Genomic DNA, 17,573 nt, shown 5'->3' with positions numbered 1-17,573 from the left:
ATGAGATATAGGACATGAGATGTGAGATTTTTCGTACTTTCGCAAGTCATACTGTAATGTGTTATAATGGACTATCAATTTAAGACTATAGAGAAAAAGTGGCAGCAGTTTTGGGCTTCCAATCAAACATTTAAAGTTAATAATACGTCAGATAAGCCAAAATATTATGTGTTAGACATGTTTCCTTATCCTTCAGGAGCCGGGCTTCATGTTGGTCATCCACTCGGATACATAGCCTCCGATGTTTTTTCGCGATATAAGAGATTACGTGGATATAACGTGTTACATCCCATGGGATATGATTCATTTGGGTTGCCGGCTGAACAATACGCTATTCAAACCGGTCAGCATCCCGCAATAACCACTGAAACCAACATAAAGCGTTATAGGGAGCAGTTAGATAACATTGGTTTTTCATTTGATTGGAGCAGGGAGATACGAACCAGCGATCCATCTTATTATAAATGGACACAATGGATTTTTATGCAGCTCTTCAACTCATTCTATAACACGGATAGCGATAAGGCTGAATCTGTTGACCAATTGATCTGGATTTTTGAAACCAAAGGGAGCAAGGGGATAGAAGCAGTATGTGATGAAGATGTCCTCGAATTTACAGCCGAGGAATGGCACCATTTTTCTGAAGAGCAAAAGGAGACCGAGTTGTTAAAATATCGTCTAGCTTATTTGCGCGAGAGCACCGTCAATTGGTGCCCGGCCTTAGGTACTGTCTTGGCAAACGATGAAGTGAAAGATGGGGTATCAGAGCGTGGTGGTTATCCGGTGATTCAGAAGAAGATGATGCAGTGGAGTATGCGAATTACTGCTTATGCAGAACGATTACTGCAGGGGCTGGACACCGTTGATTGGCCCGAGCCGTTAGTAGAGATGCAGCGCAATTGGATAGGAAAAAGTATAGGAGCAAGTGTAAAATTTGCCTTAGCGGATGGGAGCGATTCCATTGAAGTGTTTACCACACGAGTTGATACGATATATGGCGTAAGTTTTCTGGTATTAGCGCCCGAGCATGATTTAGTTCCGATCATTACAACGAACGTACAGCGGGCACAGGTCGAAAATTATATAGAACAGACCAAAAAGAAATCCGAGCGTGACAGAATGGCCGATACCAAAACCGTTACCGGTGCATTCACAGGTAGTTATGCGATGCATCCTTTGACAGGCAAGCAGGTGCCGATTTGGATTGCCGATTATGTGTTAGCTGGTTATGGTACCGGTGCCGTCATGGCTGTGCCTTCGGGGGATCAACGTGATTACCTGTTCGCAAAGCAATTTCATTTACCTATTATCAAAATTCTTGATATACAAGAAATAGATGAGGAGGCCGATAGTCGGAAGGAGGGTGTTTATATTAACTCCGAATTAATTAATGGTTTATCTTATCAAGAAGCGGTTTCGAAGCTAGTATCTGTACTCGAAGAACGTGGTATCGGAAAAGCCAAAGTCAATTATAGGATGCGCGATGCGATTTTTGGTAGACAACGTTACTGGGGTGAACCGGTGCCTGTTTATTTTAAAGATGGATTGCCTAAACTAATCAAAGAAAACGAGCTCCCGTTGTTATTGCCGGAAGTGGATAAATATCTGCCTACAGAAAGCGGCGAACCGCCTTTGGGACGTGCAACGAATTGGAAATATCAGGGGGGATATGAGTACGAACTTAGTACAATGCCCGGATGGGCAGGATCTAGCTGGTACTGGTATCGTTATATGGATTCGCACAATTCGGAAGCGTTTGCCTCAAAAGAGGCTATTGATTATTGGCAGGCCGTTGATCTATATATTGGCGGTTCAGAGCATGCTACCGGACATTTGCTATACAGCCGCTTCTGGAATAAGTTTTTGAAAGACATTGGAAAGGTAAAGGAAGAAGAACCCTTCCAAAAACTGATCAATCAGGGGATGATACAAGGACGCTCCAATTTTGTGTACCGTGTATTGGATGAGCATGGAGCGGGCACTAATACTTTCGTTTCTTTAGGCCTGAAAGATCAATACAAAACGACTGCACTTCACGTTGACGTTAATATCGTGAACAACGATATTCTACATCTAGAAAAGTTCAGGCTATCCAGACCCGAATATGCAGAAGCTAAGTTTATTTTAGAGGACGGCAAATATGTCTGTGGACATGAGGTAGAAAAGATGTCCAAGTCCAAGTTTAACGTCGTTAATCCGGATGATATAATAGAGCAATATGGCGCTGATACCTTACGCATGTATGAGATGTTTTTGGGCCCTTTAGAGCAAAGTAAACCTTGGAACACAAACGGTATTGAAGGCGTTCACAAATTTCTTCGTAAATTTTGGCGCTTGTTCCATGACGCATCTTCAAATTTTTCCGTATCGGATGAAATACCGACAAAGGCAGAGCTTAAGTCCTTACATAAGATTATCCGTAAGGTGGAAGATGATATCGAACGATTCTCTTTTAATACTTCGGTTTCGAGTTTCATGATTTGCGTAAATGAGTTGACTGATTTGAGGTGTAATAAGCGAGCTATTCTGCAGGATTTGGTAATTGTGTTATCACCCTACGCACCCCATATCTGCGAAGAACTATGGGTGCTTCTTGGAAATGAACCGGGCTCCTTGTCTTACACTTCTTACCCTGTTTTCAACCCGGATTATTTAATAGAGGATGAGTTTGAATACCCTATATCGTTTAACGGTAAAATGCGACTAAAACTCAATCTATCGCTGAGCCTTGAGGGGATCGAGATCGAACAAGCTGTATTAGCGAACGAAGATGTGCAGCGTTACCTTGATGGTAAAACACCTAAGAAGGTGATCGTTGTCAAGGGGAAGATCGTAAATATCGTTGTTTAAGTCGCTTTTGGTTGTCGGAAATCGGCTTTCTGCTTTATTCATTATCGCTGAAAGCCGATTTTCAAAAGCTGATCTTAATCGCCTTTTGTTTGGGAACTATAGGTGCTTTCAAATATTTTATCTGCGTTATTGGCTTCAAAACCGTCTCGACGATGCTGCCTTTTTATTTGTTCTTTTGCTAGGTGAACGTAAGCAGGCAATACCTTTCTTTCCGCAAATTCGACATAAGAACCCGATATATGTTGTTTTTCTCCATCGGCAAAAGTGGCCTCAATCATTTCGGCCACGGTAGCACTTTGAAGTAAGCCTCCATCAGGACTTACCTTAATTTTACCACCGGAGGTATTTAACTTGAAACCATGTTTTTCGAGAAAGTTATTGAAAAGCGCGATATCATTAAATCCTTCTTTCAGATTGTGAATACTGATTGTAAAGTGATTTAAATAATAGCGGTTGTAAATAACCCATGAAGCATATTCACTTTCTTCGGCCAAAATATTGTAATCTTCCAGCGATGGTATTCTCCATAAGGGGCTGTGAAGAAAACGGTCGACTTCCATCGCATTATCAAGATCCAGTTTGTCCACCGGATCGGATGTTACTTCATCGGTATAGCTTTTGATAATATCTTGGGCTTTTTGAGAAAGATCGCTCACGCGAAGCTCACTCACAAAAATTCGGGGATATCGGTCGGCAGGAGGTGCATACCAATAAGCATCTAACTTCTTTCCGGGGAAATTATAATAATCGCGCTTTTCATAACCATAATGCAGAAAGATTTTCTCAAAAGATTTTATACCTAATTGGGATACTCCCATGGTCCTAAAAGCGATATGGTCATTTTCGATCTCATCTGGATGTTGAATAATGCCATCTTGCAGCATCGCTTGGATAATGGCACCGACATCCGGAACACGTTGTTTATAACGGGTCATTAAACCGTCCAAAACGTTGTTTAATGTTTCTATGCGGCTCATAATAGTAGCTTTATCTACAGTAAAGATACAAAAAACACCGGAATTTGTTAGTTGGCGGCAAGCACCAGCTCTTTTACCATCCATACATTACAGGCATAATGCCCGGAATTGCCAAGTGCGTGAGGCAATGAAGAGAAACCCATTTTTTTGTACATGCTTATTGCTGTTTCAAATTGAGGGAAAGACTCCAAGTAGAGATGGGTATAACCTAAGTCGACAGCTTTCTCCAAGCACCGATTAATGAGTGTTTTACCCAAACCTTTACCTCTACTTTTATTAGACAGATACAGTTTGACAAGCTCTGCGTAGCCTGTTGGTAAATTGGCTGTCGGATAAATACCACAACCACCTAAAACCTCCCCATCCTCTTCTACTACATAATAAATACTTCTTGGTTGCTGGAAAAGTGTATACAGATTGTCGGTTGTCGGATCTGTATATACGGTTCCTTCTTTTGGGATATGGTGTTCTTCTAAGGAAGTTCTCAGAATCTGCGCTAAAATCTGATTATCGTTCTGACGGATTGTTCTAATTACAATACTCATAAATTATTTGCTCTTGTTTTCTTTGATTAATTCGGCTCTTTGATAGAAACCTTGTAGTTTTAGTTGGTACTCAACTTCGTCAATAGCTTTCATTAGGTTGTTAGACGTATTAGTAAGTTGTTCTAGGGCTTTAACCATTACATCCCAAATGGGCTGCATCTTTTCGACTAACGTTTCTCCTTCTCTGGTTAGGTATAAAAGCCTCTTCCTTTCATCATCTTTATCTTTCTTTGATTTTATCAGGTTTTTTTTCTCTAATTCTTTGAGAAGGCTGATAGTAGAGGGATGAGTATACCCAATTTCGTTGGCTATTTCCACTACGCTCAATATGGGCTTTTTATGGAGTGTGTAAATCACCGGAAACCATTTCGGTTCGAATTGGATACCATAGGATTCGTAAATTTTTAGTCCGTCTTTTCGCAGCTGATCACTTAAGCGTTGTAGGCGTGTTGATATCGCTAAGAGGCCCGACTCGTCAATCACATTTGTCATCGTTATTCAGAATTAGGTGAAAAAATACATCGTCTACTTCCATAATTGGAAAATGGGAAGGGAGTTGCACTTTTTCAATTTGCATGAAACCGTTCCGTTCATAAAAACGTAAGGCGGCTTTTAATGTATGAAAGGTACCTAAGTATAAATGGCTCATACCGGCCTTTTTGGCATAGCATATCAAATGTTCCAGTAATTTCTGCGCTAACCCTAATTCTCTTCCTCTATACTCCTTGCGGACAAACATTTTTCGTATCACTCCGCCCTGTTCTGCTTCCATCTTTATTAAAGCGATAGTTCCCAAGAGCGTTCCTTGGTGTTTAATTCCCCAAAAAGCGCCACCCTTTTGTTGGTAATGTTTTTCTACATTCAATAAGTCTGGCTGATCTTCAATGGTTACAGGAACTTGATGTTCTTGCTGTTGTATCGGCAAGATAAGCCCGATGATTTCCGGGACATCGGCATTGTTTAAAAGTTCAATTTCAAAAGCCATTTCTTTTTTTAGCAAAACTACGTAGTTAGCTACATATTTGCAAATGCTAAAATTTATCAGATAGAATATTTAGAAGTAATATCGGCCTAAATGTTTTAAAATCATCTTTTTCATTTCAAGAGGATCTATTTCCCCTTGTTTACTATAAAGAATTTTTCCGCCCGGAGCTACTAATAGGGTATAAGGAAGCGCGCCTTGCCACGCTTTGTCAATAGCCTCAATCAGGTCGTATTTATTTTTACTTTCGAACAAAAAATTCTGGTTCGCGGCTCCTTTGCTTTTAAGGAAATCTAAAACCGGCTGTGGTTTCTCCGGGTTGTCGGCACTAATACTGATAAATTCAAAAGGCCTATTTCGATACATTCGGTTGATTATAACGAAATCAGGAAATTCTGCAACGCACGGTCCGCACCAGGTAGCCCAGACATTGATTAAGCGAAGTTTATCAGAATTATTTTGTAGTAGGGAGTCGATTTGTGTGATTTGAATGGGGTTAATAGTAACAGGTTCTTTTGCCCATTGTTCGTCAGACTTTTTTACCGCATCTTCTTTGGTTGACCATTTTACACTACATCCAAAAGTTTTTGTCTCTTTTACAGGGATGTCTTTTTTTGCTAGAAGTGCTTCAATTGCTTGAATAGCATTGTGCTCTTTCGTTTCTTTAGGATTTTCGTTGTCATCGAATCGTCCTTTATAACGAAGCTTTCTATTGTTATCGAAAATAAAAATATGAGGTGTCGCAACTGCGCCATATCGTTTTGATGTCAACTGCGTCTCACCATCATATAAGTAAGGGAAATTAAAATTTTTATCGGAAGCCCGTAATTTCATTTCTTCAGGAGAGTCGTTATATTCTGTATAGCCAAGTTCGTCCAAACGTACAGCGTAGGGATTGTTTGGTGATATGGCAATTAGAGCTACTCCTCGCTCACCATATGTTGCCTTTAAATTAATGAGGCGATCTTCGTAGGCCTGTGCAGTTGGGCAATGATTACAAGTAAATGCCACCACTAAAATTGGAAACCTCTCAAAATCCCGGAGTGAATATTGTTTGCCATCTGTCGCGGGCAATGTAAAATCCGGGGCCTGGTCATTGATCTTAAGGCCATTTTGCTTATCTTGGGATAAGGGAGAAATAAAGCTGCTGAGTAGTATTATTATCAAAATACTAAATAGCGAGTAGGAATACTTCGACTGTTGCATTTTGCCATAATTTAGATAATCGGGACTGTTCAGCAATTAATTTGAGTTGATTGTTAATCAATTCATTTTTGCTTTCATAGTGTTTATCAAACTTAGGCAAAATGCATGAAACAGAAAAGATATTTTATTAAGATTAGGATTCTATTTCTCGTTGCGTTGTTATTCCTACACGGTTCCATGCATTCATAGCAATAATGCCCATCATAACCTCCGTTGTATATTGCTGTCCCAAAAGCTCAACGGCTTGGTTATAAACCGCATCAGATACGCCATGTGCAGCAATATTGGTCATTTCCTCTGCTAAAGCCAGTATAGCCCGTTCCTCAGGTGAATAGAAGGGAACTTCGCGCCAGGCGCTTAGCAAATAGATGCGTTGTTCGCTTTCACCTGCTTCACGCGCCTCTTTTGTGTGTTTATTAATACAATAGCTACAGCCGTTTATTTGTGATACGCGAATTTTTATAAGCTCTGCATGTGTTTTACTTAGGGAACTTTCGGATAGGTATTTTTCGAAAGCAAGCATCGTTTGGAACGCTTTAGGATCAGCTTCTTGAAGTGTTTTTCTTTTTGCCATTGTCTTATAAATAAATTTTCTTCTCAAAGATATTGTATATTTGGACTCTGTAAGTCGTCCAGTTTGCATAAAATAGGTAGTCCACATGCTTCCGTTTCCCAGCCTTCTAATCATAGATAGAACCTCTTCAACCGCGTTATATTTGCAGGTGTCTAAGCAAATTATTGCATTGATTCGCAAGGGAATATTGAAGCCGGGAATGCGACTACCTAGTACGCGCGAACTTGCCCAATCGTTGATGCTTCATCGTAAGACAGTTGTGGCTGCGTATAATGATATGCTTTTGCAAGGATGGGCAACCACAGTGCCTAAAAAAGGTGTTTTTGTATCCCCGGTTTTACCGGAATTAAATCCGAAAATTTGGGAGCAAAATTTAAAGAAAGTGCCGGACTCCAATACTACTCCTTTTTTTTATCGTAACTCGTTTAGTGTGATCACTGATCTCGGATCTGACGTTGCCGGATATGATATTGTTATTGATGACGGTTTGCCTGATTCCCGTATAGCCCCTTTAGATTTATTGGCTCGCGAATATAGAGCGCGATTAAGAAGGAATTTGCAATTGAAAGGAAGAACGGATTCATTGTCTGTCGGCTCCATCTTACTGAGGGAAGCATTAACCGATTATTTATTTGAAACACGTGGTATACGGGCGAGTGTACACAATCTTCTTACCACCCAGGGTGCGCAAATGGGAGTTTACATAGCCGCACAGTTATTACTGAGAGCGGGCGACGCAGTTATTGTTGGCGAGCCGAATTACTTTATGGCTAACAATGCCTTTTCTTATCAAAACGCACGAATTTTTCGTGTGCCTGTAGACGAGCACGGCTTGGATATGAATAAAGTAGAGGAGATTTGTCTAAGAGAGCGTATTAACATGTTATATGTTATTCCGCACCACCATCACCCAACTACCGTAACCTTAAGCCCCCAGAGGAGAATGCAGCTTATTGCGCTTGCCCAACGTTTCAATTTTATGATCGTAGAGGACGACTACGATTATGATTTTCACTATCAATCCTCGCCCTTTTTGCCTCTGGTAAGTTACTGTCCGGAGCGCGTCATTTACATTGGCTCTTTTACGAAATGCTTAGCCTCGTCTGTCCGCATAGGCTTCATGGTAGCTCCCCAAGAGATGATCAATGAGGCTGCTTATGTCCGAAGGATGATAAATTTGAGAGGCGATTTTATAATGGAAGATGCTTTAGCCTCTTTGATACGGGAAGGTGATGTTGCAAGACACATAAAAAAATCCGTGAATATCTACCGGGAACGACGCGATTACGTATGTGCATTAATGAAAGAGCGGCTATTTGCGTTTTCCTCGTTTGAAATTCCAACAGGAGGCATGGCAGTTTGGCTACGTTTTAGTGAAGCTTATCCATTGATCCATGTGGCTGCGGAGCTTGCCAAGCACCGCATACTGATAAGTGATGGCAGGAAATATAACACCGGTCCGTTTAACTATAACGCGATTCGTTTCGGATTCGCCTCTTTGAATACCCGTGAACTTTCGCGGGTAATAGAACTCCTTACCGCAGTGTTGTCGAAAGAAGTAAATGGTCGATCGAACGCTTAGTTTGCTTCCATCGTGCTTTCTTCTTTACGCTCTCCGATCTGCTGTCGCCACATTGCATAATAAAGACCTTTAAGCGATAGTAAATCAAAATGGCTTCCTGTTTCCACGATTTTACCCTTTTCCAATACATAAATTTTGTCGGCATGCATGATGGTTGACAAGCGATGGGCAATCATAATGGTCAAATGCGTTCTTTGCGCTGTAATTTCCCGGACAGTATTAGATATCGCTTCCTCTGTAATGGAGTCGAGCGCTGACGTGGCTTCGTCAAAAATAAGAAGGCGTGGTTGCCGTAATAGCGCGCGAGCGATTGATAAACGCTGCCTTTCACCACCGGATAGCTTTAGGCCTCCTTCACCGATCACGGTTTCGAGACCCTTTTCCGCTCTTGCTAAAATATTCTGTCCCGACGCTTTCTTTATTACATCCAAAATCATGTCGTCAGTTGCCGATGGATTGACGAAGAGTAAGTTTTCACGGATAGTACCTGAAAAGAGCTGCGTATCTTGTGTTACAAAACCTATTTGATGTCGTAATTCTTCAAAATCGATCTCATTATCGTTAAAGTCGTTGTAATATACGTGGCCTGAAGTCGGATGGTATAAACCTACGAGTAATTTTACCAGTGTTGTTTTCCCCGAACCGGATGGTCCTACAAAAGCAATGGTTTCACCTTGTGAAACATCGAAGGAAATTCCGTCAAGGGCAGGGCGTGTAGCCGACTGATGTTGAAAACGCACTTCGTTAAAGCGCAACTGCTGAATAGCATCGATCTTCTTTGGTGCAAGGGGCTGGTATTCTACCTTTCGATTCAATAAGCGTTGCAGGTTGTTCAAGGATGCCTCCGCCTCCCGATAGGACATGATTATATTTCCTAACTCCTGTAAAGGGCCAAAAATGAAGAATGAATAAAATTGCATCATCATCATCTGCCCGACCGTAATCTTATCGCGAAAAACGAAGAATAGCAATGCAAACATAATGCATTGTTGAAGGAAATTAACGAAGGTCCCCTGTACAAAGCTTACAGACCGAATACTCTTTACTTTTTTTAGTTCAAGTTTTAGTATTTTCATCGTTGTATCGTTCAGCCTACTTATCTCCTGTTGGGTGAGGCCTAGACTCTTGACCAGTTCTATATTTCGGAGGGATTCCGTAGTAGAGCCGGCAAGTGCAGTCGTTTCGCTTACGATATTTTTTTGAATGAACTTAACTTTTCGACTTAGAACGCTGGTTAGAATAGCAAGAACAATTGCTCCTACCAGGTAAATCAAAGGAAGAAGAGGACTTAATTTAAAAGCAACGATAACAACGAAAACAATACCCACAAGCGTCGCAAATAGCACGTTGACAAAGCTGGTAATAAATTTTTCACAATCGGCTCGCACCTTCTGCAGCACGGAAAGCGTTTCACCACTTCGTTGATCCTCAAAATCCTGAAAGGGAAGCCTGAGTGCATGTCGAAGTCCGTCGGTATAAAGCCGTGCACCAAACTTCTGTATTATAACATTAACAACATAATCTTGGAACGCCTTCGCAATACGTGAAACCATCGCTACACCAATAATCATCAATAAGCCAATGGTAATACCCTTAAAAAAAGCACTATCTGCTCCATCGGATCGGAACTGCTGTGCTTTATTTGCATAAGGGTCAATGATCAGATTCCCAAGAATATAAGGATTCAATAAGGAAAAAACCTGATTGATCGCCGCTAATATCAACGCTAAAAGTATGAGCCATTTATGTCTACTTAAGTACTTAAGGAGTAATCTCATGGTAGGAAAATATATTAGGACGTAAATATAGGCTATCTTTTATTATAAAATTGTTATGAAACAGTAAAAAGCGATCGGCGACGGTTGTATTAGCGGAATATCCTAGAAGCGAAAACTAATGGGTAAGGTTAAATGCAAAGCACACTTCATTTTGAAGAGACGACTATATTTCTGTTTTTTGCTGAAATTCCATATTTTGCAGAAGAATATCCTTTTACAACATATGAATTACCTAAGCAAGGCAGTATTTATACTGATCTTTAGTACCATGGGATTTGCTGCTTATGCGATGAATGATAGCATCTCCGTAGATAGTATAAACAAACAAAAAATTACGTCTGATGCAATCCGTTTTGTGGACGGTGTAGCATATACCGTTTCGAGCCCTATTCGATGGAAAGGATCTGATTGGTTAAAGGTAGGGGCGGTTCTTGGCGGAACCGCGTTATTAACAACCTTAGACAAACCAAACAGGAACTTTTGGCAGGATCGGAATTCTAAAGTGTGGGATGGCATTGAGCGCGCCGGTTTTCATTATGGTAAACCTTATGCGGCCTTTATCATGACCGGCGGCTTTTATTTAACGGGGTTAGTTATTAAAAATGAATGGGCTAGGGAAACGGGGCTCATGTTGGGTGCTGCATACCTGACAAGTGGCGCCTTACAGACCTTGATGAAAACCGCCGTAGGGCGAGCGAGACCGGCAACGGACGTGGGCCCCTGGGCCTTCGATCCTTTCTCTCCGGAAGCAGGTTATCATTCCTTTCCATCCGGACATATGCAGATCGCAACCGTGAGCGCGCTGGTACTGGGGCATCGAGTAAAAAGCCCGCTGTTAAAAGCGCTATTTTACAGTACTGCGGGCGTTACACTGGTAAGTCGTATGTACAGCGATTCCCATTGGCTATCCGATATGGCTTTTGGCGGTGCTATATCTTGGTTCTGTACGAAGGCAATAGTCCGCCGTATGGAGGAGAGTAAGTATAGAAACCCTTTTAAAAAGCAGAACCAGATTACTTGGACCGTTACGCCTGCACGGCGTGGAATTGGCTTAGTAGGCGTTTTTTAGCAATTAAAGTTTTACACCGATTCGTATCGCTTTTAAGCCACTTACGCCTTGTAATTCCTCTAGTTCAAGCTCTTCCATATCGTCTAATAAAATGTCTTTATTTTGGAGATAATTAATATAGCTCATATACTCTTTAATCTCTCTCGCATCGTAATATACCAAAGCAATCTTTCCAGGCTGGGTGAGCCGTTCAAAAGAATCTTTTAAGTGAACTTTATCGATTCTCTTTTTTATGATGTGGTATCGAATGTTATAGGCTCCTTCTACATCAAAACGCCTTTCGTCCACGCGGAAGCTAATATCTATATCGTTTCCATTGATAAAAATAAGCTGGGTCGTTTCAAGCGGAGTTTCCATCTGTTGAAGTAAGGTGTGCGTTATTTTTGCAATGGAAGCCATTGACGTAAGCTGCCAAAGCCTTACGTTTTTGAGATAGAGCATGTCAAATGGCCTTTCAGGAGCAATAGATTGTCCTATATAAATATCATATTCAACGCCGTCGGTTCTGAACTTCTCAAAATAGCAAGGATAAGAGCGCTGTATTTCATCATTTAATAATTCTAAATAACCGTTAATAGCGGTATTAATGGTGGCGATGGATGATTCGAGCGCGCGTCGATGCTGATGGGCTTTCCCTGTTTCCGCTAGTACTTCTTGTTCATATTTTTCGATGATCGCTGCTAAAGTTGAATTACTGTTTTTGAAGTGCATCAATAACATGTACACTTCTTTCTCCATGAAGTCTTTAACCTTCATTTGTACAACGTCGATTGGACTCGTGTCTAATTGGGTCAACCACTTATCACAATTAAATTCCATTTCATCGAGTAGTGCAATACTATAAACGTTTTTGATGTCTTGTAATACCTGTTTTAATAAACCTAATTGTATTTTATAGTCGGCAACTAAGGCTTTATTGCGCTCAATTGTAGAATTTCTAATATCAATAGCCCCATATAAGGGATAAACATTCTTGAATTGAACGTTTTCAATAATGGGTTTCGGTTTTTCCGGCGCTATCTTTTTCAAGTATTCATATGCAGCTTGATTAAATTTCCATTGGACGGCTGGTTGTAAGGATGTAAACTTTTCTTTTATTACCGCGTCGATGCGAGCGTTGAATCTATGTGCTTGATCATTCAGTAACTGCGCAAGTAAAGGGGCGGCTCGGCGCAACTTTGCCAGGACAATCTTGTCAAAGGTATGACCTTCGTTGGTATAAACTTCTAAAAGTCCCGTTACCTTATTGTTATAATATAAGGGGATACATACATAAGAAGTAACACCGAGATCGGAAAGGTCGTTCAGGAATTTGAAGTTGTTATCTCCGAAATCTATCCCGACATTATATACTATGATTTGAGGGTTGAGCAAGTAAGATTCCGTAATGTTAGCTTCCTGGCAGTTTTTTGTTTTCTTCTTCAACAGAGCAGGTAATATACTGGCATGCATATATACATGATCCAATATTGGTTTGTTGTTCAGTTTCAAGATGGGAGATAAACCAAACTTAATATGTTGATTACCGGTAAGCGTTTGCAAGGATTCTTGCAATACGTCATAAGCGTGCTCAAGTTCTTCGTCTGAGTTTCGACTTACGATATCCCGAATATTCTGGATAACGCGATCGGGTGTGATTTCCTTCACCGTAATAATCGAAAAGCCTGTAAAAGAGAACTGGTTGAGCGGAAGTAATTCACGTAAAAACCTCCATTCAAACTGCTGAACGTTATTCTGTCTAATTTTTTTATAATCCAGTTCCGGTAGCTTCATTTTGGGAGTGATGTCCACAAAGCGTTTATCAATTTGGATGGCATAGTAGCGAGGTAAGCCCGTTACTTCATCTTTCGAAGAAAATTCGATCACTTCGTCTTCCACGGCGGGAATTTCGTAAAAACGTTCTAGAAGTAGGCTATATATGGACTGCTCGAGCAGGTCCTTTTTCTTAGTCTTTTCTTCGATGTCTTTAAAAGTTTCTTCACAAAATTCCTGACGCAACAGATTGTAGAAGCCTTGTGTGCCGTAAAACACATTTTTTCCTAATGGTGTTGCCAGCGCCCAGAGCGTATCGTGTTCGTCTTCGAGTGGAGGTACCAGCAAATTATAGGTATAGAATAAGATTTGCTTGTAACTTGCTAAATTTTCTTCCGTCAACGGTCCATAAGTCTCTCTCGTTTCTAAGAATTTGTGAAGTATAAATTCTAGCATTTCATGCTTCACGTTATCCTGAGTACTTGCGAGCTTTCTTAAATGTGTTATAAAGCTATCGAGGGACAGCTGTATATCGAGCTCGCCTAATAAATCTTTTTTATTTTCCGATAAATCGATTACCTGCGCAAACATTGTTGATCTGAGGAATTAGTAGTTAAAAACGGAATCCCATGGTAAAATAAGGGTACCAACCTTCTTTTGAATGACCTGCTACCAATTGCAAAAGTGCAATTCTTGCGGGGGCATAATATACACCGGCTCCCGTACCCTGATGTATGGAACTGTTATCCAATCCGTCAACCCAAACTTTACCGATATCATAAAAGCCTAGTAGCCCAAGTTGTCCCGGTAAAATATAGCTGCCGATCTGTGCCAGCTTAATCCTGGCTTCAAAATTATTAAAAAATAAATGATCTCCGGCAAATCGATATTGGCGATATCCCCAGAGATTATTTTGTCCACCTAAAAATAGTGCCTGATAAAAGGTCGTTTTTCCCAAGGTTGTCCCGCCACCCAATCGATTAGCCAAGGTTACAGCATTTTGCCAAATGCTTTTATAGACTGCAACTTCAGCTTTTGCCTGAAAGAAAGATTTCGAGTAATCATTCAAACCCGTTAAGCCTTGTATATCTAATTTTAGGTATCCCCCTTCAGTTGTCATTATTTTGCTATTTCTATTATCCTTGAGAAAGGAAGCATTAAATCCCGCAAAAAGCTTGTCTTTGGCGATCGTTAAACTGTCATAGGTATGAAGCTGATCGGTGTTGTTTATAAATCGACCCTCATTATCATCTGAATCATAATAATACAATTGGAAGGAGGGCCCTATTGAAATCGAAGCAGTTTCAGTCGGCGTCCATCGCAATGCTCCATGCATCTCATATAGATTAAATCGAGTTCGGTAATACCTTACTGAATGACTATCTTTATCATAGATGGAATTGTTCCCTAAGCCAAAAAAGTTTTGTGTATTGTTTGGTGCATGTATATTGACGTCTGTTAAAAGATCCGCCTTACCCACTACTTCCTTCCAGGTTCCTTTATATTTTACTTTAACGGCTCCTGTAGCGAAGGCGCCCGACACAAGTAATTGTTGTTGATGGGCAAAGGGACTTTTTCTAAAGCCGCGCTGGTGGGTGTACCTAAATCCGCCTCCAATCAGGATTCCATCATCCGCATTGTAACCTGCGGTTATCAGTGGCATCCAAACATTATATAAATTTACCGGAACAAATGCCGTGTTGGCACTGTCTTTGGAAAGGTGCTTTCTCAATTTCGATACCTGTCCGGAAAAAAGGGACTGCTGACCCGGATCATAAATCTTAACCGGTCGGACAGCGGTGTTTATATGATAGACCTTTTTTCCTTGTCCACCGATAACACGAAGTTTAATGGGAGCATGCTTGTTTTCTATATAAACACTATCATCCCCATCTGCTAAATAAATTCGGATTTCTTTGGTCAAAGTCGGTAAATATTCCTTCTCCATTAGCTTGTCTTTCCGTTCCCCCTCCTTATTTATCTTTCTAACCGTCACCTTTAGGCCTTTATCGTTGTCGTCTTCCACCTCCACCCATTCGTGTTTATCACTTAGTTTTATATCTACAATATTGTTGATAAAGCGGTAATAAGTTTCCATGGCTGCAGGGATAGCATCCCTTCTATTCTTGAGCTCGGCAAAAAGGGAATCGTGACGAATGGCATAAGAAGACGCTGGTAGTCTCTTCAAACCTTCTTCCAGTACGCTATCGGTGATGTTTGCGACAAATTCATGAGCCAATTTCATCCATTCCTCAAAAGTGAACTGATTTTTTGAATGTGCATTTAAGAAGCGTGATTTAAATAAAGAATAGTTAGGTCGATTGATAGTCGCACGAAAGCCCTGTAATGTAGGTAGTGCCCAACTACGAGACATAATATTTGGGAAAAGACCCTCCACTTTTCTAAAAGCCTGATCTCTGTCCCTCGGTATCGGTAGGTAATCTTTGTCTTTACCTTTGCTATCGTCATACCATCGCCATTGATCTTCATGGCGATCCCAATCGCCTACCAAAAGATCTAACATGCGGGCTCGCAGGAAAGTCTTTGCTTTGTAGATGTCATCATTATCGTGATTGATTTTACTGAGCATTTTGAGCGTATTGTCGGAGTCACCCAAAGGTTCGCGCTCTTCTATTAAACATAGCGTGTTGGCAAAAATGTTGTTATAAGCGCCCAAGGCTGTGTCGGGTGCAATAATACCAATGATGGGATTACTATGAGCAACGCCAACGGCATCAGCTAATGGTGGTATCATCAGTGCTGAATAAGGATGCTGTGCACTGTTGGCGTCATCGAGAAAATCACGCGCAAACGTCTGTTGCAGTTCCGGAGGGAGCAAGGCATCGGTGTTCTTATTAACGCTTCGAATAACCCATTCCTTCCCCGACTTGTCCGCCAGTCGTAGTGATACTGTCTGCATACCCCCTCCTCGTTTCAAGGGCGTTAAACCGCCCTGAAAGGAGGAAATTCGGATAACGGGCACTTTTGAGTCGACGGCCCATTCTTGCCTGTAATTTTCACCAAAAAGTTTTCGGTGAAATTTTCCCACTCGATTGTACAAAGGGTTCGCCTGCGTCACGGTACTGTCTATATCGGAGTGACTTAGAAAAAGAGAATCTCCCAAGGGAATGGGATCAACAAAAGACTTTTTGTAGTTGTATGTTTCTTTAAACATGCCGCTATTCGAAGTAAAAAACCGAATCTGCTTGCTTTTATCCATCCATTCGTCGACAATAACAAATCCAGTTTCTTTATTTGTGAATAAAGCCTTTTTGCCATTTTTAATGAAACTTCCCTTTGATCCGCCGCCGCTAACAAGTTGTAACGTGTTGCCATCCGACAAAAGTTGGAGGCCATGTTCATGGCCTGCTACATACAATAGATTAGGAAATTCATCTACTGTATGTTTGATATCTTGTATCATTTGTTGATAGAGTGGGTGGGGGATATCTTCGGGATGTAAGAATACGGTTGATCTTAAAATGGGATACAACGACCCTACCAAAGGCAGGGGAAGATAGAGTTTTTTGCTCAAATTAGTCAGTGGGAAAAGATGATCTTTCCAAGAAAAATATCCCCCATGTACTCCGTAAGAAGAAAACGGATGATGCGACGCAAGTAATACCGTTTTATTTCTATTTTTATAAAGCAAACTTTCTAGACGCTCCAATACTTCTTCTTTACTGCTACAGTTGCAAGTTGTATCGCGATTTATTTTGTCGAAAGGAAACAACCACCATTCGCTATCGTATGCAATGACCGTCAGGTTCTCTGAAATACTAATTTCTACCGGGTCAGGGCAACCGTTCTCGGGGACCATCCGTAATAAAGAATCCCCAACAGTTTTAAGATAATTTGATTGGGCTTTAAGCTTTCTGAGACCTTGCTTACCTGAACGATCCCAATCGTGATTTCCAGGTAAAAAGTACACAGGTATTTGCTTCGCTCGAAAAGGACTAAATTGTGATTTTAAAATTTCTTCGCCTATTTGTTTTTCAGACGGATTCACCGGCATTCCTTTAGGATAAATATTGTCGCCAAGAAAAAAGACCGTGGTTTTACCAGTAAGCACTTGCCGGGTGGCAGCTTCAATAACGGCATGCTGAGCAGTATTCGATTCTCCGGCATCGCCTATGAATATTGTCCGACTTTTGATAAAAGGTTCCTGTGCATTGGCTGCTATAAAGACAATACAAAGAAGCGTAAAAGAAACAAGTAAAAATTTATTGTTCATATGCCTCCGTCTGTTTTTGAAAGG

At 40.9% G+C, this 17,573-nt stretch carries 12 protein-coding genes; 3 read left to right on the top strand and 9 right to left on the bottom strand.

Annotated features, from left to right (window positions below; all coding sequences use genetic code 11):
- The first annotated feature begins 66 nt into the window (after positions 1–66).
- Positions 67–2,850, top strand: coding sequence for a leucine--tRNA ligase (gene leuS, locus E0E36_RS24970; protein WP_130858226.1), 2,784 nt, complete (start codon positions 67–69; stop codon positions 2,848–2,850).
- Between the two features lie 74 nt (positions 2,851–2,924).
- Here the strand turns inward: leuS and E0E36_RS24965 are convergent, their stop codons facing one another.
- The 6 genes from E0E36_RS24965 to E0E36_RS24940 form a co-directional block, all read right to left on the bottom strand.
- A complete protein-coding gene (locus tag E0E36_RS24965) occupies positions 2,925–3,827 on the bottom strand; it encodes a DUF1338 domain-containing protein (protein WP_013663856.1) in 903 nt (300 codons plus the stop codon).
- 47 nt (positions 3,828–3,874) lie between these two features.
- Positions 3,875–4,372 (bottom strand): GNAT family N-acetyltransferase, encoded by a 498-nt coding sequence (locus E0E36_RS24960; RefSeq protein ID WP_013663855.1) that lies wholly within the window; start codon positions 4,370–4,372, stop codon positions 3,875–3,877.
- Between the two features lie 3 nt (positions 4,373–4,375).
- Complete coding sequence (locus E0E36_RS24955; protein ID WP_130858225.1) at positions 4,376–4,864, bottom strand: MarR family winged helix-turn-helix transcriptional regulator; 489 nt, start codon at positions 4,862–4,864, stop codon at positions 4,376–4,378.
- Positions 4,848–5,357 carry a GNAT family N-acetyltransferase gene (locus E0E36_RS24950; protein WP_130858224.1) on the bottom strand — a complete coding sequence of 170 codons (510 nt, stop codon included), beginning with the start codon at positions 5,355–5,357 and terminating at the stop codon, positions 4,848–4,850. Before E0E36_RS24950 ends, E0E36_RS24955 begins: the two co-directional genes overlap by 17 nt.
- Before the next feature lie 69 nt (positions 5,358–5,426).
- Positions 5,427–6,560: a redoxin family protein gene (locus E0E36_RS24945; protein WP_130858223.1), complete on the bottom strand. Its 1,134-nt coding sequence runs from the start codon at positions 6,558–6,560 to the stop codon at positions 5,427–5,429.
- Positions 6,561–6,693: 133 nt separating this feature from the next.
- Positions 6,694–7,134, bottom strand: coding sequence for a carboxymuconolactone decarboxylase family protein (locus E0E36_RS24940; RefSeq protein ID WP_013663851.1), 441 nt, complete (start codon positions 7,132–7,134; stop codon positions 6,694–6,696).
- A gap of 85 nt (positions 7,135–7,219) precedes the next feature.
- Between E0E36_RS24940 and E0E36_RS24935 the strand changes: the two genes are divergently transcribed.
- Complete coding sequence (locus tag E0E36_RS24935; RefSeq protein WP_130858222.1) at positions 7,220–8,716, top strand: aminotransferase-like domain-containing protein; 1,497 nt, start codon at positions 7,220–7,222, stop codon at positions 8,714–8,716.
- Here the strand turns inward: E0E36_RS24935 and E0E36_RS24930 are convergent.
- The gene (locus E0E36_RS24930) at positions 8,713–10,494 is read right to left on the bottom strand and encodes an ABC transporter ATP-binding protein (RefSeq protein ID WP_130858221.1); all 1,782 of its coding nucleotides are present in this window, start codon (positions 10,492–10,494) and stop codon (positions 8,713–8,715) included. The two genes, E0E36_RS24935 and E0E36_RS24930, sit on opposite strands and share 4 nt — an antisense overlap.
- Positions 10,495–10,717: 223 nt before the next feature.
- Between E0E36_RS24930 and E0E36_RS24925 the strand changes: the two genes are divergently transcribed.
- Positions 10,718–11,563: a phosphatase PAP2 family protein gene (locus tag E0E36_RS24925; protein ID WP_013663847.1), complete on the top strand. Its 846-nt coding sequence runs from the start codon at positions 10,718–10,720 to the stop codon at positions 11,561–11,563.
- Between the two features lie 3 nt (positions 11,564–11,566).
- Here the strand turns inward: E0E36_RS24925 and E0E36_RS24920 are convergent, their stop codons facing one another.
- Together E0E36_RS24920 and E0E36_RS24915 are read right to left on the bottom strand one after the other, a co-directional pair.
- The gene (locus tag E0E36_RS24920; RefSeq protein WP_130858219.1) at positions 11,567–13,906 is read right to left on the bottom strand and encodes a GAF domain-containing protein; all 2,340 of its coding nucleotides are present in this window, start codon (positions 13,904–13,906) and stop codon (positions 11,567–11,569) included.
- Between the two features lie 22 nt (positions 13,907–13,928).
- Complete coding sequence (locus E0E36_RS24915) at positions 13,929–17,549, bottom strand: metallophosphoesterase (protein WP_130858218.1); 3,621 nt, start codon at positions 17,547–17,549, stop codon at positions 13,929–13,931.
- Positions 17,550–17,573: the final 24 nt, after the last annotated feature.

Origin of the sequence: Olivibacter jilunii (assembly GCF_900607235.1) — a bacterium.
Taxonomy (GTDB): Bacteria; Bacteroidota; Bacteroidia; order Sphingobacteriales; family Sphingobacteriaceae; genus Olivibacter; species Olivibacter oleidegradans.
Note: the sequence above shows the minus strand (reverse complement) of the source record. Positions and strands in the feature narration are given on the sequence as shown.

Bases quoted from the DNA above. Each gene is read 5' to 3' on its own strand.
- E0E36_RS24955 (WP_130858225.1), bottom strand. From the start codon at position 4,864: ATGACAAATGTGATTGACGAGTCGGGCCTCTTAGCGATATCAACACGC.
- E0E36_RS24945 (WP_130858223.1), bottom strand. From the start codon at position 6,560: ATGCAACAGTCGAAGTATTCCTACTCGCTATTTAGTATTTTGATAATA.
- E0E36_RS24920 (WP_130858219.1), bottom strand. From the start codon at position 13,906: ATGTTTGCGCAGGTAATCGATTTATCGGAAAATAAAAAAGATTTATTA.
- E0E36_RS24950 (WP_130858224.1), bottom strand. From the start codon at position 5,357: ATGGCTTTTGAAATTGAACTTTTAAACAATGCCGATGTCCCGGAAATC.
- E0E36_RS24915 (WP_130858218.1), bottom strand. From the start codon at position 17,549: ATGAACAATAAATTTTTACTTGTTTCTTTTACGCTTCTTTGTATTGTC.
- E0E36_RS24935 (WP_130858222.1), top strand. From the start codon at position 7,220: ATGCTTCCGTTTCCCAGCCTTCTAATCATAGATAGAACCTCTTCAACC.
- E0E36_RS24925 (WP_013663847.1), top strand. From the start codon at position 10,718: ATGAATTACCTAAGCAAGGCAGTATTTATACTGATCTTTAGTACCATG.
- E0E36_RS24940 (WP_013663851.1), bottom strand. From the start codon at position 7,134: ATGGCAAAAAGAAAAACACTTCAAGAAGCTGATCCTAAAGCGTTCCAA.
- E0E36_RS24930 (WP_130858221.1), bottom strand. From the start codon at position 10,494: ATGAGATTACTCCTTAAGTACTTAAGTAGACATAAATGGCTCATACTT.
- E0E36_RS24960 (WP_013663855.1), bottom strand. From the start codon at position 4,372: ATGAGTATTGTAATTAGAACAATCCGTCAGAACGATAATCAGATTTTA.
- E0E36_RS24965 (WP_013663856.1), bottom strand. From the start codon at position 3,827: ATGAGCCGCATAGAAACATTAAACAACGTTTTGGACGGTTTAATGACC.
- leuS (WP_130858226.1), top strand. From the start codon at position 67: ATGGACTATCAATTTAAGACTATAGAGAAAAAGTGGCAGCAGTTTTGG.